The 21,350-nt window shown below is 50.4% G+C and carries 15 protein-coding genes and 3 pseudogenes; all 18 read right to left on the bottom strand.

What is annotated here, in order from left to right; translation table 11 throughout:
* Positions 1 to 22: 22 nt before the first annotated feature.
* Positions 23 to 838, bottom strand: coding sequence for a class I SAM-dependent methyltransferase (locus tag H9626_RS10775; RefSeq protein WP_021416142.1), 816 nt, complete (start codon positions 836 to 838; stop codon positions 23 to 25).
* 96 nt (positions 839 to 934) lie between these two features.
* Positions 935 to 1,480: a P-loop nucleotide/nucleoside kinase family protein gene (locus H9626_RS10780; protein WP_004292764.1), complete on the bottom strand. Its 546-nt coding sequence runs from the start codon at positions 1,478 to 1,480 to the stop codon at positions 935 to 937.
* A 156-nt stretch (positions 1,481 to 1,636) separates the two neighbouring features.
* Positions 1,637 to 2,056 (bottom strand): pyroglutamyl-peptidase I, encoded by a 420-nt coding sequence (locus tag H9626_RS10785; protein ID WP_002788929.1) that lies wholly within the window; start codon positions 2,054 to 2,056, stop codon positions 1,637 to 1,639.
* Between the two features lie 4 nt (positions 2,057 to 2,060).
* The gene (locus H9626_RS10790) at positions 2,061 to 2,978 is read right to left on the bottom strand and encodes an aminoglycoside phosphotransferase family protein (RefSeq protein WP_002779679.1); all 918 of its coding nucleotides are present in this window, start codon (positions 2,976 to 2,978) and stop codon (positions 2,061 to 2,063) included.
* Between the two features lie 59 nt (positions 2,979 to 3,037).
* Complete coding sequence (locus H9626_RS10795; RefSeq protein ID WP_009145352.1) at positions 3,038 to 3,583, bottom strand: P-loop nucleotide/nucleoside kinase family protein; 546 nt, start codon at positions 3,581 to 3,583, stop codon at positions 3,038 to 3,040.
* Between the two features lie 151 nt (positions 3,584 to 3,734).
* The gene (locus H9626_RS10800) at positions 3,735 to 4,379 is read right to left on the bottom strand and encodes a GNAT family N-acetyltransferase (RefSeq protein ID WP_225230964.1); all 645 of its coding nucleotides are present in this window, start codon (positions 4,377 to 4,379) and stop codon (positions 3,735 to 3,737) included.
* Between the two features lie 319 nt (positions 4,380 to 4,698).
* A pseudogene (locus tag H9626_RS10805) lies at positions 4,699 to 5,803 on the bottom strand (Wzz/FepE/Etk N-terminal domain-containing protein); the annotation flags it as partial.
* Positions 5,804 to 5,830: 27 nt separating this feature from the next.
* Positions 5,831 to 6,652, bottom strand: coding sequence for a polysaccharide biosynthesis/export family protein (locus H9626_RS10810; protein WP_004292760.1), 822 nt, complete (start codon positions 6,650 to 6,652; stop codon positions 5,831 to 5,833).
* A 19-nt stretch (positions 6,653 to 6,671) separates the two neighbouring features.
* On the bottom strand, positions 6,672 to 7,061 hold the full coding sequence (locus H9626_RS10815; protein ID WP_004292759.1) for a hypothetical protein: 390 nt from the start codon (positions 7,059 to 7,061) through the stop codon (positions 6,672 to 6,674).
* Positions 7,062 to 7,164: 103 nt separating this feature from the next.
* Positions 7,165 to 7,716 carry a UpxY family transcription antiterminator gene (locus tag H9626_RS10820; protein ID WP_004292758.1) on the bottom strand — a complete coding sequence of 184 codons (552 nt, stop codon included), beginning with the start codon at positions 7,714 to 7,716 and terminating at the stop codon, positions 7,165 to 7,167.
* Between the two features lie 920 nt (positions 7,717 to 8,636).
* Positions 8,637 to 9,851, bottom strand: coding sequence for a site-specific integrase (locus H9626_RS10825; RefSeq protein WP_004292757.1), 1,215 nt, complete (start codon positions 9,849 to 9,851; stop codon positions 8,637 to 8,639).
* A gap of 215 nt (positions 9,852 to 10,066) precedes the next feature.
* A pseudogene (locus H9626_RS10830) lies at positions 10,067 to 14,221 on the bottom strand (helicase-like domain-containing protein); the annotation flags it as partial.
* A gap of 372 nt (positions 14,222 to 14,593) precedes the next feature.
* Positions 14,594 to 15,892, bottom strand: a pseudogene (locus H9626_RS15240) (N-6 DNA methylase); the annotation flags it as partial.
* Positions 15,879 to 16,331 carry a DUF1896 family protein gene (locus H9626_RS10835; protein WP_004292755.1) on the bottom strand — a complete coding sequence of 151 codons (453 nt, stop codon included), beginning with the start codon at positions 16,329 to 16,331 and terminating at the stop codon, positions 15,879 to 15,881. The gene H9626_RS10835 and the pseudogene H9626_RS15240, both read right to left, overlap by 14 nt.
* 237 nt (positions 16,332 to 16,568) lie before the next feature.
* On the bottom strand, positions 16,569 to 18,671 hold the full coding sequence (locus tag H9626_RS10840; protein ID WP_004322053.1) for a type IA DNA topoisomerase: 2,103 nt from the start codon (positions 18,669 to 18,671) through the stop codon (positions 16,569 to 16,571).
* Positions 18,672 to 18,820: 149 nt separating this feature from the next.
* A complete protein-coding gene (locus tag H9626_RS10845) occupies positions 18,821 to 20,407 on the bottom strand; it encodes a DUF3945 domain-containing protein (RefSeq protein WP_004292754.1) in 1,587 nt (528 codons plus the stop codon).
* A gap of 32 nt (positions 20,408 to 20,439) precedes the next feature.
* Positions 20,440 to 20,733 carry a DUF3408 domain-containing protein gene (locus H9626_RS10850; protein WP_004292753.1) on the bottom strand — a complete coding sequence of 98 codons (294 nt, stop codon included), beginning with the start codon at positions 20,731 to 20,733 and terminating at the stop codon, positions 20,440 to 20,442.
* An 8-nt stretch (positions 20,734 to 20,741) separates the two neighbouring features.
* Positions 20,742 to 21,251: a helix-turn-helix domain-containing protein gene (locus H9626_RS10855; RefSeq protein WP_004292752.1), complete on the bottom strand. Its 510-nt coding sequence runs from the start codon at positions 21,249 to 21,251 to the stop codon at positions 20,742 to 20,744.
* Positions 21,252 to 21,350 lie beyond the last annotated feature (99 nt).

Genomic DNA, 21,350 nt, shown 5'->3' on the forward strand with positions numbered 1-21,350 from the left:
CTTAATTACAAATTTTTAGCATCTAATTTAACTTCAATAGACTAATAACAATGTTTGGTCTTGCTTCACTTTGTGCTTGTCGGAAGCCTAAATAGTAACTGCGTTTTGCTTCGTGTCCGTCTGGCAACCGCTCAAATTGTTCATCAAGTTCTGATACACCTTCTTCGTTATAGCGTGGATCAAATTCTTCTAAAAAGTCTGCTTCCTCTACAACTTTAAGCTCAAACCCATTGTTCAGCAATCCCATTATAATCTGTGTAAGTGTGTGATGTTGTTTTACTACATCACATCCTAAAAAATGTGTATTTCGTTCTCCTGTTATAAAGTAATTATCAATCGCCCAATATTGCGGTTTCCCATCATCTGTATAAATCCAATCCTGCCCAACTCCTGCGGTAAAAACAGGGTGTTCGATATTAAAAAGAAAAATTCCACCTGGTTTTAATGTCCTATACACTTTTTGAAATATTTCCACTATGTCCTCTATATAGTGCAGAGCTAAATTAGATATAACACAATCCCATTCATTTTCTGGATAGTCATATTCCTCTAATCCGCTAATACGATATTCAATTTGATTTCCTGAATTGCGCTTTTGGGCTTCCTCAATCATTTTCTTACTTAAATCGATCCCTAATATTTTTGTAGCTCCTTGTTCTTCTGCGAACTTGCAGTGCCAGCCATATCCGCACCCCAAGTCAAGAACAGATTTTCCTTCTAACGAAGGAAACAAAGGTTTTAATTGATGCCATTCACCAGCAGCTTTTAACCCCTCTTTACTGCGGGACATCTTTGCATATTCTTCAAAAAACTTCTCATTATCGTATTCATTATTCATAACCTTAACATCTCCTATTTTATCCTTCGGCACCGCCGCCTCCAGGCGGCTCCCCAACTTCATCTGCTCGATAAATGGGAATTGCACCAAAACAATCTAAGACAACAATGCTGCCCTACTTGCGATTTTTTCTTGTACTGCGGAAACAGTTTCTTGAATGGAATAATTGGTCGTATCTACAACATTCGATTCATATATTCCCAGATTGCAAAATTGCTCCCACATTGTTTCTACCAATTCGATATTTGTTTTTCGGTCTAACTTTGAGCGTTCAACAGCCCGCTTTAAGGTTTCTTCCTTACTTGCCCTTAAAATAATATAATGCACCTCATAATGTTCCCGAACAAGACTTTGCCACGGCTTTAAAAACCACGGTCCGATAATACCGTCAACAATTACATCATATCCCCCACGAGCATATCGCTTCGCAGCTTCTAAAAACGCTTCAATGACAATCAAATTTTGCTCATTTGATTCTGGCAAATGCGGTGGTATTGCCCCTTTACTCAAATAATGATAAAAGTCATCTGTGTGCATATGCACAGACTTTTCCAAATCTGATTCTTTTGCAACAGCAGATGCCGTTGTAGTTTTTCCTGTCCCCGGCGCACCTGTGATTACAATAATTCTACCTTGATTCATCTATATTTTACCTCCACAAATTCCGATTTGTTGATAACTCATTATATCATAAATTTATCCACTATATCATAAATCTATCCACTTTTCAATCTATATCACGCAATTAACTTGGAAAGGAACACCGCCGAGCAATGGGTTATCTCGGCGGTCACTCTTTTACTCGTTGTCCGCTCCATACGATACCGACGACGGAATTCCGTTATCATTTAGATTTTTCTCGATATCCTTCACCGGAAGTGAGGAAAAATACGCTTCTCTTCCCTCTTTTATTATAAGCTCGTGGCACGGCTTGTTTCCGGCGTTGTCGGGAATGCGCGCGTCCATTATGTTCACGGCTATCATCTCGGGAGTAATGGCGGCTCTCCCTCCGGCTTGACCTACGCACACCACCGCGTCGGGTCTGTATTGCTCCACCGCTTTTTTAAGAACCTCTCCTGCCTTTCCAAACACCGTCGGCACTTCGAGCTTTAAAATTTCCGCGCCTTGTATTTCGTTTTTCATCATTTTTACGGCTTCTCCCGCAGGATTGATTTTCTCTCCCCCGAACGGGTCAAAGCCTGTGAACAGTATTCTCATTTTATCATGCCTTTCTTTGTCTGTATTCTCTCAAAATCTCGCGGCACCTGTTTTGAAGCCACTCTGTTGTCTCAGTATCGTTTTCGACAGCGTTTTCGTATATTTCCGTCAGCCCTATCCGCAGCTCATAGCATAAAATTCGCTCGGTATATCTCGGCAGGTGAGAGTATTTTCTCTCCCAATACGCCGCAGTTTTTTCCATGCACATGAGCCATGTCCGCCAAAAATACGCGGTCGCGATGTCGTAAAGAAAGTCCCCGTAAGCCGCGCAGTCCCAGTCTATAACGCCACTTATCCTCGATTTTTTGCCTACGATAACATTATTCGAGCCGAAATCCCCGTGGAACAGCGCTCTTTCTTCCGGGCAATAAGATATAAGCTCACGATATGCCGCGAGAAGCTCGTCGATGAGTGAGAGGTTAACATAGCTCCTGCTTACCGCCGTCCAGTCTCTCTCGAATACCTCCGCAAGATATTCTCTCCAGCTGTAAAACGGAGCGTTTCCCGTATCGCTGTCAAACACGCCGCAGCCGGAAGTGCCTGATATATCGGTTCGCGATATTGCTTCGGTTACATCCGTAATATCGCCGAGCAGTCGCACAACCGTTTCTTCATCGGAGTCCTCATATGTAATCCCGTCCGCTTTTACGCTGATGCAGAAGTAGTGCGTGCCGTCAAAGTTGCCTGTTTCAACAACCTCTGGAATAGGAACTCTATCCGAGCGGAAGTGCTCATAGGCGTATTTGTCTTTTTTGAAGCCTTCCATATTTGAATTTATGCGCACGACATATTCTCTGCCGCCACGCGAAAACCAATACGCCTGTGACTCCTGCCCTTCTTTTATCGGAAAAAGCCTTATATCCTCACCGTACTTTCGGCTTAAAAACTCTGTGATGCTTTCTTTTGAATAATCGCTTTTCATGTTCCGCTCTCTCCTTTAGCTCTGTCTGAGGATAATATACCACAAAAAAGCAAAAAAATCTAAGACAACAACGCTGCCCTACTTGCGATTTTTTCTTGTACTGCGGAAACAGTTTCTTGAATGGAATAAGTGGTCGTATCTATAACATTCGATTCATATATTCCCAGATTGCAAAATTGCTCCCACATGGTTTCTACTAATTCAACATTTGTTTTTCTGTCTAATTTTGAGCGCTCCACAGCTCGCTTCATAGTTTCTTCTTTACTGGCCCTTAAAACAATATAGTGTACTTCATAATCTTCTCGAACAAGGGCTCTCCATGGTTCTAAAAACCACGGCCCTACAATTCCATCTACAATTACATCATATCCACCGCGGGCATAGCGCTTTGCAGCTTCTAAAAAGGCTTCAATAACAACTAAATTTTGTTCGTTGGACTCTGGTAAATGCGGCGGTATTGCTCCTTTGCTTAAATAATGGAAAAAGTCGTCTGTGTGCATATGCACAGATTTATCCATGTTCGATTCTTTTGCGACAATCGACGCAATTGTTGTCTTTCCTGTTCCCGGCGAACCTGTAATCACAATAATTCTTCCTTGGTTCATTTTCACTCCTCCTATTTCGATTTGCTGTTCTCTATTTCTTTTTCCGTCCCCGCTGTGGGTTTGGATTTTTCGGCAAGTCCAACTTCTCCGCAATCTATTTTAGCCGCTTCTTTTCTTCTTCAAACAGTTTATTATACCCCAAAACCATAAATCAGCAAACGCAAAAACCGTTACCAAAGAAAATGCCGCCTGCCTTTTTTGCTAAACCTAAAGAGGCTAAGTTAGAAGTGGACGCACTATACAAAGGAATACTACCATTTCGTCTAACTGCTTCTGCCCATTCTGCAAGTGTGTGGAATGCATACCCTTTTCTTCTGTAAAGTTCAGCCGTTTCAATTCCCGCTTCCTCTGCCTCAAGAATAATCCGAACACTACGACAAATAGATACGACTTGAGAATCTTCCAAATAAGCAGCGCAAAAGGGAACATCCAGCAACTCTTCAGGTAGCCAGGGAAAATAGTGGCTCATCTGAGGCTCAATGTTGTCTTTAGTGAGTAAGCAGGCTTTTAACTTTGGCTGTTCAGGAAGCCAAAAACAAGCATCTTCTGAAATCTTACTTTCTCCTAATAGTTGCCGATATTCTTTATCATAAATAGGTGATTCATTCGGCAGCATCAGTACTGGCTCTCTGTTGGTAATTGATTGTAGTTTTTCTCTTAATTCTTTCGGTACGTCAGCGCGAAAATAAGCATGTGGTTTTTCGTAAAGTGGTCTTGTCAAATAGAAGCGGGGAGCCGGCTGTGAAGTGGAGTCCCATGGTTCCCTTATAGTCATAAGTTCGTTCTTTTCATTCATTGTAAACAGTGCTTCTACATGAAGCTGCATATAGTACGAGTTGCTTTTTCCCATTTTCTAATATTCTCCTACATTTATTTCTCTGCCTGTTCAATCATTTTCTTTACTAACCGCTGAAACAGGTCGGCGGTTTCCTCGTCCATCGGTGCAAGCTGTCCGATCTGTCCGGCTATCATCGCCGTTACATCGTCAATGGAAAGCGGTTTTTGTTTCTGTTCCGCCAGTGCGTCCCGCATGGCTTGGAACATAGCGGCGGTCACAGCTTCCCCCGGCTGTTCCCCGTTGTCAATATCTTTCTTAATATCCCGCAGGATAGCCAGGATTTGTTGCTCGATGCCAGGGCTTTCAATGCCCGAGTTGGCCGGAAGCAGCTGGTTCTTGCTGGTGGAATTGGTGAGGTAATTGCGGATATACCGTGCCATGGAAAGCTGCGTGTTCAATGCCAGAATTTGCGCATTGGTCTCGCTGCTCTGTTCCATATACATGCTGGCAGCGGCCTGTACATCGGGCAGAAGGTGTTCGCTCTTGTAAGAGGAGATGTTTTCATCCACATTGCCAAGTTCCTGCTCAATCACACCGAGACGGTCACTAATGAAAGCCGAGGTACTAACTGCGATTTGATTCTTGTCCTTTATCCAGTTCTCATTGTAAACGGCTATCACCGTATTCAGCACATCCTCCGCCCGTTGGATGCACACGTCTTTGAATGACAGATTGATGACAGTGGATTTCTCATCACTCAACGTAACTGACAAGTTGGAAGCATAGTCGCCTGTGGCATCTTGGTATCCTCTGCGTGAGACATAAACAGGTGAATCATGGGTGGCGGAATCGTTCGCAACCTTTACAACAAGTTTTCCGATAGGGGCGTCAACTGTGTCATTCAACACAGCCGTTATCTTTCCTGCCACATCTTCACCATTACGAGAAAAATCCGTCAGAAGTACTTGGCCATCAAGACCGGGGTTAATGGTAAAAGCCACGCTCTCGTTGTCTTGCAATTCGTTAAAGTCTACCGTGTAGGGGCAATCTCGACCATACAAGACTTTCTTGTAAAACCCTCCGTCCGTGTGATAACTGATGTCCAAATGAAGGCGTTTCACCACATCAAGCATTACCGCAGGAGACTGCAACGATTGTATTTCATTGTTTACGTTGGTGTTGGTCTGGAAGAGGTCGAAGTCTCCCATCAGACCAGCCGCATCACCCAATGAGTTCCCTTTGGAATCCTCTTTGATAAGGAGCGATGCTGAACGGGTATATACCGGCGGGGTGGTCAAAAGATAGACGACAGCCACTCCGACGGTAACAGCCAACGATATGACGAACCAATACCACTTGTTGAGACAGAGGTAGAACAAATCTTGTATACGGATAAAGTCATCCGCCTGTTTAGGTTTGGATATATTGTTTTGAGTTGCCACGATATACAATATTTAGATTGGACGTGATTAATTAAAAATGAGGATGGCCACAGAAGTCAGCAACGATGCCAGCGAAATCCAGAACGAGGTGGAACGCACGTTGTTGCCGTTGACGGTAGATTGACGGGCTTTCACTTCATTGGGTTCCACATACACCACGTCATTCTGTTGCAGATAATAGGCGGGTGAAGAATAGATGTGTTCGCCGGAAGTGAGGTTCAGTCCGTACACCCGTTGCACATCCCCTTCTTGCCGTAACACCATCACCTTGGAACGGTTTCCGTAGATGGTCAGGTCGCCTGCCATGCTGAGTGCATCGAGTATGGTCAGCCTGTCCCGGTCAATGCTGAAACGTCCCGGACTGTTCACCTCGCCCAACACGGATATGCAGAGATTGGCAAATTCCACGGTCACGACAGGGTCTTTCACCAAATTCTCCTTTATCAATTCGTTCTTGATACATTCGGCGATTTCTTCCCGCTTCATTCCGGCCACGTGTATCTTGCCAAGTACAGGAAAATCTATCTTACCGTTGGCATCTACGGTATAAGCGGATACTCCTTGATTGCTTGAAGCCGTCACGCCATTTGTCCTTAAAGACTGACCCAATTGCCTGGACACATAAGGCAGGTTGAACAAGTCCGTCAACTGGGGGTCACGGCTGTTGACGATAATGGAAATCTTATCCTCCGGTCGGACTGTAATGGCTTTCACTTCAGGCAACTTGATTTCTGTTTCCCCGGGTCTCAAATCCTGGAAATAAACTACTTCCTTGGAAGAACCGCACGAGCCCAGTGTCACTGTACTTGCGACAATGAGCAAGATGTAAAATACTTTATTTATACTCATATTCCTGATTTTTCTTTGTTTAAGACCTTCTATAGCCTGTGTCTTGAAATACTATGGTGTTTTGGTAGTGCCATTCATTGAATGATTTGCCGTCAACTGGCTTTCCTGTCTTGTATATCCTTTCTACAAATGTTCTTTTCATACACTCCATGTCACCTACGGCAAATGGCATTTCCCTGTCCTCTACACTTGTCACAACAATAGGGAGGGGCACACGAAACACTTTCATCGCATTAATAACCGATTTCGTATAGATGTGACAAAGGTGAAAAGCAGAACGTTCGAATGCCACCCAATAATTATCAACACGGTACAGATGAATATGCTCTCTATTGGAACGCTCACTGAAAAGTATGTCTGACAGATGATTCTCCATCAACTTGCCAAGCTCTATGCCGAACCTGTTCATTGAAATTGTGATTAAATCAATTTATAATAGCATTAGTTTTCGGTCGCAAGGGGGATTGATTTTTCCTGTTTGTTAGGGAAAAATTTACAATCGGTTCATATCCTCATGGAATAAGCTGAATATACTCCGCTTCTACTTCTATGGAGGCAGCCAACAAGGTGGGCAGTTCCACCAGCAGCCTTTTTGTCTTCGAACCACGTGTGGTCACCAATGTGCCCGTATATCCGTCCAACTGCCCGCCGATGATGCGGATTTTCCGGTTTCTCATCTCCGGTGTCACCTCGTCAGGGGAATAGAACTTAGGATTATCACTGGCTTCTACCGCCTTGATGAAACGTTCCATATCTGCGACAGGGACGATGATAGGAGTGTGCTGTACACCGAGCTTGTAACGGTATTGAAGCTTGGGGGTACTCTCCACAATGGCATCAAGATGCTCCCTCGTGTCTTTCACGAAAAGCAAGTCCTGCATGAAAGGCACTTCCTGATCCACCCGCTTGCCACCAACTACGACCAAACGATGCACCATAGGAGTGAAACACTGCACCTTCAAGTTCTCGAACATCTTGTAGGCGGGCAATTTGGCATGTCTGCGTTTGAGGTCACGCATGGCATACCAGTGCAGTTTATCCTCTATAGGTAGTATTTCGTCCATGATAATAAATGGATAGCCTTACGCCTTAGTTGGTGAAGGGATACATTTCCGACTCCTCCAAGTGTTTATTATATATTGAAACACATGTAGTTACAACGGTATTATCCAAAAGTTCGGGGAAATTCCCCAGCATTATATATGCTATCATTATCTTATTTCGGCATGACCTCAATCGTACTTTGGTAGACTCGAAATCATGTACATTATCGGTACATCTCTCCGTAAGAGATGTATCATGTTTAGCAATTGGAGATAATTAGGTGATATCCAATGAAGTATAAAATGTAATAATTACAATTTGTCAAACAACTGTTCGACAAATCCTTTTTAAGGACGTATTGGAAACTATTCATTTCTTAACTTTTTTGGTATTTATCACCGTTTTCCCAACAATTGTGTGTAACTTTGCATGCGAAATACATCTCTTACGGAGAGATACACCGATTTGTCGAACAAATCCACTTTCTACCGCCAAGCCTTTTTCCCAACGGTTTTCTTGTCGATTCGCATTTTATTCCCCCCCTAATCCGCTTATATACAAAGGATAGCTGTACCTTTAATGAGGCTACCACTACAGAATGTACATCGCGCTCTCAGGCCTTGAATCGGTACATCTCTCTTTAAGAGATGTATCCAACCTGCTATTTATTTGAAAATAAACAGTTTGTTAATTCATACACTTTTATTTGTCAAACAATTCTTCTTCTTTTGTCGAACAAATCCTGTGGGAAGGTTCGCCCAAAACGTAATTTTCAGGATTCATCCTGTGTGGATTGCAGTATTTTTTGTAATTTTGCGGCGTGCGAAACATCTCTTAAAGAGAGATTTACCACTTTGTCCAACAAAAATCCCCCTGAACGGGAAAGGTTCAAGGGGAATCTCTCAACTTACAAAATGTGTTTGGGGGTACCCAATCATTCTTATCTGCCAATAGACCGGATGACCTTGCTGTTGGCTTTGTCCACCACCGAAGAATCCAGTAGGGCCAAATAGATGCGGGTCGTATCTTCCGAATCATGCCCTAACGCCTCGCTGATGACAGGCACGGGCACATTCTGACTCTTGGCGATGCTGGCCCACCCATGCCTTGCGACATAAAACGTGAGCTTGATGGGACATTCAACCATCCGGCCAATCTTTTGCAACCGCTTGTTCATCACATGCGAGGCATTCAGGTATTGCCGTCTTTCCTTTTCTCCCGGCACCTTGATGATGGGAAGAAGGTAAGGAGAATCCGGATTTGTGTATTTCCGGACAATTTCCTGCATGGGCTGCTCCCATTTGATGCAAAGCTGTTGGTCGGTCTTGTGCCGCCGATAGACAAGCACGCCGTTTTGCAAATCTTTCTTTTTCAAGAAAGCCAAGTCCACGAAAGACATGCCGCGAAGATAAAAGCAGAGCAGGAACAGGTTCCGGGCGAAAGCCAAGGCCGGATATAATTCCAAATCCAGATTCTTGATCCGTCCGATGATTTCTGAGGATACGCCCCTTTTGACCGTCTTCTCAACTCCCGTATGGACATGGCGGAACGGACTGCGGTTTTCCACCAATCCTTCCTCCGATGCCCTATTATATAAGGTACGCAGATTGCGCAAGTAAAAAGATACCGTATTCGGGCATTTCCCGTTCTGCTTCAGGTAAGCCTCGTATTCCATCATCATGACGGAATCCATCGCATCCAAAGGTACATCTCCCGCTTCGCCCCGGAAACGGATGAAACTGTTGAGTGAACTGGCATAGACTTCGGATGTCCGCTCTTTCCCCATGCGTTTGGTCTGGTCGATGACTTTCCGGGCATAGACAAAGAAACAGTCGTCATGTCCTTCCGGACTGTGATAGGCAAGGACTATCTGCTCGGAAGAAAGTTTCCCTGACTGTTCCAGCTTCCGGATAATGCCGTTCAACCGTTTCTGGTCTTCCTCCATACGGAAACGCAAGGCTTCCAGATAGCGTTCCCGGTCCGGATTGCCTTTCACGCTGCGGATTTTGCCCGCTTCCTTGTCCCATTCATAAAGGTGCAATTTATACCCCGTACTAATCAGGCGGGTCTGCCGCCCGTGTATCACTTGATAACATAACGTGCCCTCTTTGCCTGCGACCGAAGAGGACCTGAACTTGATTTTTATTGTTGCCATAATAATCGTTTTTTTTGCTGATAAAATATAAGTGAGCCGGGGACATACGGTTGTCCTCCCGTATGCCCCTTAACTGTTTTTATCCAAGCGCCTCAAATCCTCACTTTCTTTACCTGCGGTAAAGGTGCCTCCGTTTGCATTTCCGGACGGATATGCCAAGTGTGCCTGTCTGATGGCGGAGTCGGGACGATTTCATGAGATACCCCGGCATGGAGACTTTCTTTCTGGGATTCTTTTCCCTTTCCGTCTTCTTCCAGTACTGGCTCTTGTTTAGGAGCCAGTTCCAACTGTATCTTGCGGTCAAGAGCGGAAAGTTCGGATTTCAGTTGTTTCAGTTCCTCCTCCTTCTTCCACGTCTTGCCCGCTATCTCCTGCAACTGCGGTATCTCACGCTCCAGCACCTCGTTCTTTTCCTCGTACTGCTTGATAATCGCCGGGATACGCTCCAACGCATTGAGGAAGTTCAAGGCGGCGGCATGGGTGTCCGCCATCGCCAAATGCCCGTTGTTGTAGGTGTACTTGTAGTTACCCTCGACATGGAAACGGTTGTCGATGAACTCCAACCCCTCGCTGAGCGTCCGCTCGCTCACCACCTTGATGGGGAAGCCGTACAATTCACCGATACGCTGGGGTACTCCGCCTGTCGTGGCGTTCTTGGCTATATCCTGCAACCGCTTTCCGATGGCCTTTTCATCGGTGGTGTCCAGCCCGTCAATCTTTATCAGGTTGAGCCGGTTTCCGTCCTTGTCGATCTGTGCGGCAGCGGTGAACTTCTCCCAATCCTCCGTCATGGCGGCGATAATGGCTTGGTTGTTGCGCAGAGCGGTTGTCTTGCTTTCCAGCTTCAGTTCAGAATCGCGCTTGCCCCTGTTGAACGACTTGCGCTCACCCTCCAGCGAGGCGATTTTCTTTTCGAGCTTCGCCTTGTCCAGCAAGTCCGTGTTGCCCGACAGTATCGCCATGTATTCTGAGAAGTTCATGCCCGACTTCTCGTCCATCGCCCCCTCGTCGATGGTTCGTGCGCCCATCGCGCCGGACTTCAACTGCGATATGAACGTCTGCTTGCAGTGCAACAAGTTGAACTTGTACGAGTCCAGCGACTTCTCCACGGCATAGATGATGACGTCCACCTTGTTGTCCGCGTACAGCTTGGCAATCTCGTTGCCTTTCCTGACCGCCCGTCCGTCACGCTGGGCGAGGTCGGACGGCCGCCACGGCGTGTCGAGGTGATGGATGGCGACCGCCCTGCGCTGGGCATTCACACCCGTGCCGAGCATACTCGTCGATCCGAACAGCACACGCACCTGCCCCTCGTTCATCGCCTCGATGACCGCCTTCCTTGCCTTCTCGGTCTTGCACTCCTGAATGAAGCGGATTTCATGGGCGGGTATGCCGTAGTCCTCCACCAGCTTGCGCTTGATTTCGGTATAGACGCTCCATCCGCCGCCCGGCTGGAATGTACCGAGGTCGCTGAACACGAACTGCGTACCCCTCTGCGCATCGTATTTATGATAGTATTCCGCTATCATCTTGGCGCAATGGCTCGCCTTGTTGTCGGGGTGGTCTTCGTAATTCGGGTCAATCATGCGCATGTCCAATGCCATCTTCCGGGCATAGTCCGTGGCGATGAGCATCTTCGCCTTTTCCTCTGTTTCCGACAGCGGCGGCCTGCCTAAGATAGTCGCATCGCCGGACTTGGCGAACTGCATCAGCTTTCCGATAAACACCTCTTGGTCGGGCGTGGGCGGAATGTGGTGCAGTATCTCGTTCTTCTTCGGACGTTCCACGCCAATGTCCTCCGCCGTGCGGTAGTCGGTTATCTCGTTGTAGAACGCCGCCAGTTCGGGTACTTTAATAAAGTAGCGGAAACGTTCCTTCTGCACGATGCTGTTCGTTACGTTGAACTCAAAGTCGGTCGTCTTCTTAGCGAATATCGCCGCCCATGCGTCGAAACAGCGGATGTCCTGCTTCTCCAACGCCTTCGGGCGCAGGTACTTGAACAGCAGATATAACTCCGTGAGGCTATTGGATATGGTCGTGCCGGAGAGGAACGTGGCTCCCAAATCCCTGCCCGTCCGTTCCTGTATGGTGCGGATGGCGAACAGCAGGTTCAGCGCCTTCTGGCTCCCCTCGGAGTTGCCCAGCCCCGCCACTCGGTCGTGGCGCGTGTTGAACGTCAGGTTCTTGAATTGGTGGCTCTCATCGACAAAGAGGTGGTCGATGCCCATCTGCTTGAAGTCCGCCACGTCGTCCGCCCTCGTCTTGATGGCGTGTTCCACCTTTTCCAATTTGGCTTGCAGGTTGAACTTGCGTTTCTCCAAGCCCCGCAGCATGGCGCGTGACACGTCCTTGCCCTGACTACGCAATACCTCAAGGTTTTCCTCCACCGTGTCCAGTTCCGCCTGCAAGATGCGCTGCTGCAACTCCGGCGACTGCGGGATCTTTCCGAACTGGTCGTGCGACATGATGACGCAATCCCAATCGTTGTTCTTGATGTCGTTGAAGAAGCGCACCCGGTTGGCGGCGGAAAAGTCCTTCTCCGAGGCGTAGAGGATGCGGGCGTTGGGGTAAGCCTTGCGGTAGGTCTCGGCAATCTCCCTCACGTTGGCTTTCAACCCGATAATCATCGGCTTGTGCGCCAAGCCCAGACGCTTCATCTCGTAGGAGGCGACGCACATTATCAGCGTCTTGCCGCCGCCAACTTCCTGGTCGCCTATGCCGCCGCCGTTCTGTTTCACCATCCATACGCAATCCTTCTGCGAGGGGTACAAGTCCTTTATGCCCAAGCCTTTCAGGTCCAAGCCCGGGAACTTCTGGTGCGAGCCGTCGTACTTCGGGCGCACGAAGCAGTTGAACTTGCCGTTGTACATATCTGTCAGGCGTTTCTTGAACTCCGGCGACTGTTCTTCCAGCCATTCGGTGAAGCCGTTTCGGATTTCGTCAATCTTCGCGTTGGCGAGCTGGATGCCCTCGCTGTCGCGCACCTTGATGTCGTTCCCGTTTTCGTCCTTGCCGATGCTTTTCATCATGTCCGGGCAGGTGTTGTGCAGCGCGTGTTTCAGCAGGTTCATGCCGTCGTAGTTGCGGTAATAGCCCTTTACCAGAAACTCGTCTGTGATTTTCATCGTCTTGCAGGCACAGTTCACGGAATACTCGTCAAGGCTTTCCGAGTAGGTTATCCGCACGTCCGTGTCGAACAGGCGGCTCATGTAGGCGGCATACACGCCCGTGGGTATCCAACGCTCCCCGAAGTTGAAGTCCAAGTCCTCGAAGGGGATTTGTTCGGGCACATTCTCGCGCAAAGCCGCCAATGACTCCTGCGCCTGCGGCAGCATTGCGTGTCCCTCGTGTTCCCTAATCCAGCCCTCCACGTCGGCGACTTTCTGCACCACGTTCCCGGCGATGAAGCGGTCGGCAATCTCGTAGCCCTCCGCCAACGGGTTGTAGAACACCCGCCCTTTCAGGGCTTCCAGCATCTCCGCTTGCGGCAGGTCGCAGAGGGATTCCATGTAGGGCAGGTTCACGCCGCCGTACAGGTTGAGCGAGGCGGACAGGGCTTCTTCGGGCGATTCCACTTCGACCAATGTTTCCTGCGAAAAGGAAACGGGACGGTCGAAGATGTCCGCCTTGACAAACTGCCCGTCCTCGCCGCGCTCCAACGAGAGCATGTTGCGCCCCGAAGCGTCCATCAGGATGAACTTTGCGTTGTGCTTGGCGTTCAGGTTGCCGTAGCGCATGACGAACTCATCGTAGTAGGTGTTCAGGTTGCGGCGCAGCAGGGCGTTTTCCTCGTGGTTCTCCGCTTCGTGGACGTAGAGCCGCTCGTAGGTGTTACGCAGGTCGATGTACAACTGTGCCTTCTGCGCCTGCATCCCCTCCATGTCGAGCGGCTGGAAAGTCGCCCCGTACCTGGTGACATCCCTCAGCACCCCGATTTGGAAGCGGACGCCGCCTGTGTGTTCCCATACCAGAGAGCCGTCTTTCAAGTGCGGCTCCATGATGCCCTTGAACGGGCGTGGCATCATCGCTTCCTCTTTCCGGCGTTGCCGTTCTTCGGGTGTCAAGGCGGCTTCTTCCTCGCGCATTTCCCTTTCCACACGCTCGATTTGCGCTTTCCCTTCCGCCTCAAAACCGTTCTCAACGGGATAAAATGGGCGCACGGACGATGGTTGCTCCATTTCCGTAGCCTGTCTTTCTTCTTTTTTCGCCTCCGCCGCCCTTTCCGCCTGTTTGGCTGCATTGGCATCCATCTTCTCCCGACCGAGGCGGCGCAGTTCCGCCCGGCGTTCCGGCGTGAGCGACATCATCATTTCATAGAAGCCGTTGATGGGCGGGTTGGTCTCCCAGTCCAGACTGCGGTAGATGGCATCCTCCGGGTCATCGTCCTCTGTGGTTTCGGAAGCGTCTTTCACATCGGGTGAAGTGGCAGAAACGGTTTCCTGTCGGGACGCTTGCGGCACATCCATCCTGTTGCGGATAATTTCCTCCATTTCCTGCGCTTCTTCCGGAGTCAAGGACGTGATGTCGGAAGCCGCTTCTGTGGATTTGGCTTTCACTTTTCCGCTTTCTTTTTTCGCCGCTTCCTCCTTTCCGCTCTTCGGGAGGGAGAACAATGTTGGCTGTACGGCTTTCTTCCCTTTGGACTTACCGCTTTTCTTCCGTTCCGGTTTCAGCCCCCGTTCCGCCAACCGCCGCTCTTCCTGCGTGTAGCCGAACAGGTCGTACAAGTCCATAACCGGGGCTTCGGGGCGTTTGCTTTCCACCTCCTGAGCCACGGCTTGCACCGGTTCCGCTTTCAACTGTACCGACTTTTCTTCTTTTTTCGCCTCCGTCTGCATAGGTTGTACGACAATCGTCTGCCGAGTCTCCTGCCTTTTTTCCTTGATGCCATTATAGCGTTCCAAGTCCAGCCGTGCCGACAAGTCCGCCGACAGCATTTGGTACAAATCCGTTGCGATGCCCTCCACACCACCGCTGTGCGTATAAACCATAGCGGGCTTACCGTAAGGGTCGGTGTCCCTTTTCGCGTCGGTATGGATGATGCGTTCCGGGTGGTCGAGGAAATACCCGTTGGAAACAATGTTCGTGTGGTTGCTCTTTACCACATCGCCCAACCTCTTGTCTTCCTCGGAAAGTTCCTCCTTGCCTTCATTCTTTTGCAGGATTATCAGGTCACACCCCACCTCCGTGTTGGCATCTTCCGTGAACAGGTTGTTCGGCAGGCGGATGGCGGACACCAAGTCCGCTTTCCTTGTCATCATGTAGCGTGTGCCGCCGTTGCTTTCCGTATTCAATACCCCCTGCGAGGTGATGAACGCCACGATGCCGCCGTCACGCACCGCGTCCAGCCCTTTCAGGAAGAAATAGGTATGCACCTTCCTTGCCGCTATCTTCTTGAACACCGAGCCGTTGGCATATTCCGGGTCGAACACCGCGATGTCCCCGAAAGGGATGTTGGATATGGCAAGGTCAAAACGGTTCAGGAACGGCTTTTCTATCTTCTCGAAGCCCTCCGTGCGTATCTTCTGCTGCGGGTACAGGTGTCCCAGCATCTTGCCCGTCAGCAGGTCTTTCTCGAAGGCCATCACCTCCGCCTGCGGGTTGTCCGACAGCACCGAGCCGATGAACGCGCCCATGCCCGCTGACGGCTCCAGCACGAGGTTGGGGCGCACCTTCTTGTCGTGCAGCACGTCCGCGATGGTGTCGGTTATTGCTTTCGGGGTGTAGAACGCCGTCAGCACCGAGGCTTTAAGCGAGTCCACGTAGCGTTTGTACTCCGTTTCATCCTTGCTGTTCTCTCTAATGATTCGGTGCAGTTCCACCGTAGGCGCGAACAGTTCGAGGTCGGACTTCGCCCAACGCGCGGCGTCCGCCAGTTCCCTTGCCGGGTTCAGGATGCACTTCAGGCCCCCGAAGCCGCAGTAACGCTCTAATAGCGCACGTTCCCTCTCGGTGGGTGTGCGCCGCTCCCGGTCCAGCGTGAACGCCGTGCGTACCGCCTCGATGTTGTCGCGCATCTTCTGTTTCCTATTGAACGCCATAGGACTCCAGATAAAGCATGACGGTTCCCACCAGCTCCGTGTAGAGCAGGTCGTGTCCGGGCGACAGGGCGAAGGTGTCGTCCGACGTGTCGTAACCGGCGAACAGGTTTGTCAAGTAGGGATAAAGCTCGTTGCAGAACGCCTCGCGGCCGGATTCCGCCACCTCGTCGGCGAACTCGTTTTCCACGACCTCGCGCAGCAGGGCGTAGGGCGAGAAGTGCAGCCCGTGCAGCAGGACGCGCATGGCTTCCTCGTGGGCATACTCGACCGTACTTCCTGCCGACCTTTCTTTTTCAAAGGTGGTGGCGGCAGCTTCCTCCCTCTCTGCAATAAGGTACGTGTCGGAAACTTTGTCGGGATGGTATTTTCTCAGGTAGTCCAGCAGGTACAGCCCGTAGTAGGACAGTTCCGCTGGGACGGTTTTCTTGTTCTGTTTCATTTTCTGATGGATTTAGTGGTGAAAAATCAGATTGTGGAATGGATAGGAAAGAAGAAAAAAGGCACCCGGTATCCCTCCGAGTGCCGCCACTAAATCCATGTGAATAACGAGTATCAACGAATTGAAACAGATTATGACATGAATCAGTGGCAAAAGTAATGCAAATCGAGGGGAGAACAAAATAAGCTCGCTTATTTTTTATTCCGAGATGCAGCTTACTTTATTAAAAGGTACGTATTATTTTCTTCCTCCTTTCCTGTTAGTGAATTTTTTTGTGCCTTTGGCTTCGGGAAACACGAATTTTGTATTGAAATCCGCATCGAATGTGACCATTGCGCTGAACGGCTTGCCCTGCCTGCTCTTGAAGCCGTTGAGGACACCCGTGCTGCCTTTTGCCAGCAGTTCGTTCATTTCCGCGTCGGTGAGCGTCCTGCCCGCCATCTGGCGGAACACGGGCAGGGCGCAGTCCGGGTTGTCGCAGCGCACCACCTTGCCGTAGAACTGCATCGTACCCTTGCCGCACTTGGGGCAGGCACAGTCCGATGCCTTGTGCCCGAACAGCTTGTCCGAGGCAAGCAGTTCCGTGGTGATTTTCCGGGTATAGCTTTCAATGTCGCGGATGAATGCCTCGTGCGGCATCCTGCCTTTTTCTATCTCCGCCAGTTCCGCCTCCCAGCGTCCCGTCATCTCCACGTCGGCGATGTCCATGCCCCTGACGATGGAATACAGGGCAAGCCCTTTCTCCGTCGGCACGAGCGACTTCTTCACGCGCACCATGTATTCCCTTTTGAGCAGGGTCTCGATGATGGCGGCACGGGTGGCGGGCGTGCCGATGCCGCAGTCCTTCAACGCCTGCCGCGCTTCCTCGTCCTCCAAGCCCTCGCGCCCGGCGGTCTCCATCGCCGCCAGCAGGGTGCTTTCGGTATGCAACGGCTTCGGGCGTGTCATGCCCGAACTCATCGAACAGCCGCTCATTGCCAATATATCACCTTCTTTCCAGTCGGGCAAAACGGTGTCTATGTTGTCCTCGCCATAGACCGACCGCCAGCCCGCCTTGCGCACGATGCAGCCTTTTGTCTCGAACGCTATGCCCTCACACTCCGCCCGGACGGTGGTCGTGTCCTTGACGCACTCCGGGGAGAACGCTTCCACCATGCGCCCCACAATCATGTCGTAGATGGTCTGCTCGTCCTTGTAGAGCGCCAATGGACGGTTGGGTGTCACCAACAGGGCATGGTGGTCGGTCACTTTCGAGGCGTCCACGCTGCGGCGGTTCAGTCCGTCCAAGGCTCCAATCTTCTCCGCAAAGGAAGAATGGGTTGCCAGACGGTCGAACAGCATGGGCACTTCGTCAAACACGTCCTCCGGGATGTAGCGGCTTGATGTTCTCGGATAGGTGACGAGCTTCGCCTCGTAGAGCTTCTGCACGAGGGCGAGCGTCTGTTCCGCCGTGAAGCCGTGCCTCGTGTTCGCCTTCTTTTGTAGCGTGGTCAGGTCGTACAGGAGCGGAGGGTTCTCTATCTTTTCCCTCTTTTCGACTTTGGTAACGGTTGCTGCCATCTGTTCCTTTACCTTATTATATAGTATGGCGGCTTCCTCCTTGTCCTTCCATTTCTCCACCGAGGCGAACTTCACGACCTCATCCACGCTCACCGACGGCGTGGTGAAATGGAGCTGGTATACCGGTTCGGGCTGGAAACGCTTGTTCTCCCAAAAACGTTGGCAGACCATCGTCAGCGTGGGTGTCTGCACCCGTCCCACGGAATACGTGCCGCGCCCGGCGGCCACCGACAACGCCTGTGTGCCGTTGATGCCTACCAGCCAGTCGGCTTCGCTGCGGGCTTTGGCGGCTTGATAGAGGTTGTCGTATTCGCGGCCGTCCTTCAGTTTCTTTAATCCCTTGCGGATGGCGGCATCTGTCAGCGAGCTTATCCACAGCCTTTGGAACGGCAGGGTGCAGCCGATATAGGAATACAAATACCTGAAAATCAGTTCGCCTTCACGGGCGCAGTCGGTCGCCACGATGATGCCATCGCTTTCGTTCCACAGCTTGGTTATCACCTTGATTTGCTTCACCGCCGCCGCGTCCGCCTTGTAGCCCTTGTCCGTTTTTACCTGTCGGGGTATAAGCTCGAAGTTTTTAGGAATGACAGGCAGGCTGTCGCGCCGGAAGCCCTTGATGCCGTAGCCGTCTGGCAGGGCAAGCTGCACCAGATGCCCCAGCGCCCATGTCACGTGGTAGCCGTTCCCGGTGAAATACCCTTCTTCCCTTTTCATCGCGCCGACAATCCGTGCTATCTCACGGGCGACGCTCGGTTTTTCTGCCAATATGGTAATCATGTCTTTCTCTGTTTTTTTATTCGTTGATACTTTTGTCTTTAATGGGGATGAAACGGGGCACGGCATTGTTTGTGGGATATGCGCACAAGGCGGTGCATGTTCCCCGTTTCAGCCCGTCAATACTTATCGGATGGATTTAGTGGCGGCAATCAGGAAGATACTTTCATGCCTTTGGATTTCTTGGCCTGCTGCTTCTGCTGCGCATCATTCTTCGGCGTGGTCTGACCCTGCTGCAACGGCTCTTTCACGTGTTTGGTCGCTTCGTTGGTCTTCCCTTCGTTGTTCACGGCGAGCTGTGTCCGGCTCTCGTTGGACGGTGCGACGGTCTGCGCGAGGTCGGGGTTCTGCGAGTAGGTCAGCGGTCGGCCTTTCTCGAAGTTGAACTTCAGGTACTTCGTGCAGGGCTGGCCTTGGTCGTCCTTCGCATTGGCGAGCACCACCGTCTTGCCCGCCACGTAGTCGGCTATCTGCTGGTCGGTAAACACATCGTCTTTCCATTTCTTGATGGGGCGGATGCTCCCGTCCTCGTTTGTCCACGAGCGGTTACGGCGTTGCTGGTTATTCCCATCTTCTTCACCTTGTGACTGTTGGGGCGAATTGGAATTGTCCTGCGCCTTACCTTGGCCGTTTCCCTGACGCTGGGATTGCTGCTGCCTCGGTTGTCCCGGCACGAACTCCACATCGCGCTTGTCGGCGTTCACCTGCAACAAGGCTTGGAACTTGCGCCCGTTGGAGAGCATCACTTCCTTGGGCAAAGGCAATCCCGCACGTAGGATGTCCTGCTCTTCCCTTGACAGGTTGGTCTGTCCGATTTTGTTAGGGATGCGCACCTTGTCGGCAGGGATGTCCACGATTTCATTCGTCAGGCGGTCGATGCTGATGTAGTGGGGCTTGATTTCACCTGTCTTCTCGTTGGCGAAGTTGACGGGCTTGCCGAGGTTGCCCGTGCGTTTCAACGTCTTCTTGTCCTCTTCGGTGAAGGTGTAGCCCCTGTGGGGGATGTCAAGGCGTGGTTCATTGCGGATAAAATGGGGTGTCAGCTTCAGATAGCCGTCCTCCATCTTCTGGAAAGACAATCGGGCCTGCAATTCGTAACTCTCATAGCCGAAGGTCGGCTTTACCGTCACTAATCCCGTCTTGCCGTAGTTCATCAGGGCTTTTAGGTCCTTTTCCGAGAGTTTCTCCTTGTCAATGCCGCACTTGCGCAGTTCCTCCCAGTTTACTTGGTCGTCCGCTATCAGATTAGGCTTCTCCTGTGTTTCAGCTACCTGTGGCTGCTGAACATCCTTCTCTTGTTTCAGTTCTTCTTTCTTTTCCATTTCTTCTGTCTTTTTAATGGGTTCGTTGTTATTTTTTTCTTGTTTGACATTCTCTGTTTCTGCTTGTTGCTGGTACTTGGCGGTGTCCACCTTGTGCGAGGCAAGTATCTCCGCGTTTGCCACGGGGTCTTTCAGGAAGTCCTTGATGACGGGAAGCAGCGTGTCCACCGCATCCGCCGCCACCCGATAGAAGCCGAAGCGCGTCGGCTCCTTGCACTGGCGGTAGAAGTTCTTGAAGAAATTGTCCACCATGTCCCCGTGGCGGTCGAAGCGCAGGAAGTCCTGCGAGTGTTCCGGCTTCGCGGGCTTCGTATTGGGGTAGCCCTTGCCGTCCAGCCCGGCGACCACGCTGATCTCGCCCGTTTTCTCGTCGCGGACGACCAGCACGTCCTCTTGCTTTTTCTTTTTCTGTTCCATTTTTTTCGATGTTTTTTAATGGGTTATCAAAATCACAGCTTGCGCCATTCGTCTATTTCCTTCTCATATATTTCCAAGTGGCGGCGGACGATGTTTTCCGTCAATCCTGAAACGCTCATTTTCCGCTCACCGAACAACCGGACTATCCGGTCCAGCCTGTCACGGGTCTCCTTGCTGAGGAATACCGGCTTGCGGTCTTCAATGGCAGGCACGGGCAGGTAAATCCGCCTGTAATCCGCCAAGGCTTCCTTGCAGGTGGCCATACTCGGTTTCTGTTCTCTGGTTTCAGCCGTCATGGCCATGTTTTCTTTTTCCGTTGCCATCATTTTTACTTTTATTTTTTAGGTGAATACTTCTTGTGGCCCGGTCTTTTGCCGGATTTGTTCTTTGGGGCTTCCATGCCGGGTTGCTCTTTCATGCGGAGCACCTTGGTACCGCCTTGCAGCACTTCCTCCATATTTTGGCTGATGAACTCCAGCACGTCCGATTCCTTGTAATAGGTCTTGTGACCAATCCGTTGGTAACGGAGCCTGTACTTGCTTCGGAAGCGTTGCAGCGACCGTTTGCTTGTCCTCAGCATCTCGCACAGGTCCTGGTTGTCGTACAACCGTTCCCCGTCCAGGTACTTCACTCCGGCGGCATCCTTGTTCACCAGCACCGAGATGATCCGGTCCTGGCGGTCGAAACGTTCCATGATGCGTCCCATCCATTCCTCGAAGGTGTCCCGCCCGACCGTTTCCGCCGTCTTCGGGATATTCTCCTTCTTGAAGATTCTTGCGGCTTGCCCGCCACTGCTTCCCGCCGCTTCCACGGCCGGGTTCTGTTTCACTTTCTCTGTGTCCATATCGTTCCTTGTTGATGATTACGCTGCAAAAATCGGTATTGTGCAAGAGGCGTTTTCCATAGTCGTTACCGAGTCGGCAATGATTTTTTTGAAAAGTCC

The sequence above is a fragment of the Phocaeicola faecium genome (assembly GCF_014837055.1).
GTDB lineage: Bacteria > Bacteroidota > Bacteroidia > Bacteroidales > Bacteroidaceae > Phocaeicola > Phocaeicola gallinarum.

Coding starts and splice junctions, on each gene's coding strand:
- H9626_RS10835 (WP_004292755.1), bottom strand. CDS start 16,331: ATGAAACAGAACAAGAAAACCGTCCCAGCGGAACTGTCCTACTACGGG.
- H9626_RS10780 (WP_004292764.1), bottom strand. CDS start 1,480: ATGAATCAAGGTAGAATTATTGTAATCACAGGTGCGCCGGGGACAGGA.
- H9626_RS10790 (WP_002779679.1), bottom strand. CDS start 2,978: ATGAAAAGCGATTATTCAAAAGAAAGCATCACAGAGTTTTTAAGCCGA.
- H9626_RS10845 (WP_004292754.1), bottom strand. CDS start 20,407: ATGGAACAGAAAAAGAAAAAGCAAGAGGACGTGCTGGTCGTCCGCGAC.
- H9626_RS10820 (WP_004292758.1), bottom strand. CDS start 7,716: ATGGACGAAATACTACCTATAGAGGATAAACTGCACTGGTATGCCATG.
- H9626_RS10825 (WP_004292757.1), bottom strand. CDS start 9,851: ATGGCAACAATAAAAATCAAGTTCAGGTCCTCTTCGGTCGCAGGCAAA.
- H9626_RS10795 (WP_009145352.1), bottom strand. CDS start 3,583: ATGAACCAAGGAAGAATTATTGTGATTACAGGTTCGCCGGGAACAGGA.
- H9626_RS10815 (WP_004292759.1), bottom strand. CDS start 7,061: ATGAACAGGTTCGGCATAGAGCTTGGCAAGTTGATGGAGAATCATCTG.
- H9626_RS10775 (WP_021416142.1), bottom strand. CDS start 838: ATGAATAATGAATACGATAATGAGAAGTTTTTTGAAGAATATGCAAAG.
- H9626_RS10850 (WP_004292753.1), bottom strand. CDS start 20,733: ATGATGGCAACGGAAAAAGAAAACATGGCCATGACGGCTGAAACCAGA.
- H9626_RS10855 (WP_004292752.1), bottom strand. CDS start 21,251: ATGGACACAGAGAAAGTGAAACAGAACCCGGCCGTGGAAGCGGCGGGA.
- H9626_RS10785 (WP_002788929.1), bottom strand. CDS start 2,056: ATGAGAATACTGTTCACAGGCTTTGACCCGTTCGGGGGAGAGAAAATC.
- H9626_RS10800 (WP_225230964.1), bottom strand. CDS start 4,379: ATGAATGAAAAGAACGAACTTATGACTATAAGGGAACCATGGGACTCC.
- H9626_RS10840 (WP_004322053.1), bottom strand. CDS start 18,671: ATGATTACCATATTGGCAGAAAAACCGAGCGTCGCCCGTGAGATAGCA.
- H9626_RS10810 (WP_004292760.1), bottom strand. CDS start 6,652: ATGAGTATAAATAAAGTATTTTACATCTTGCTCATTGTCGCAAGTACA.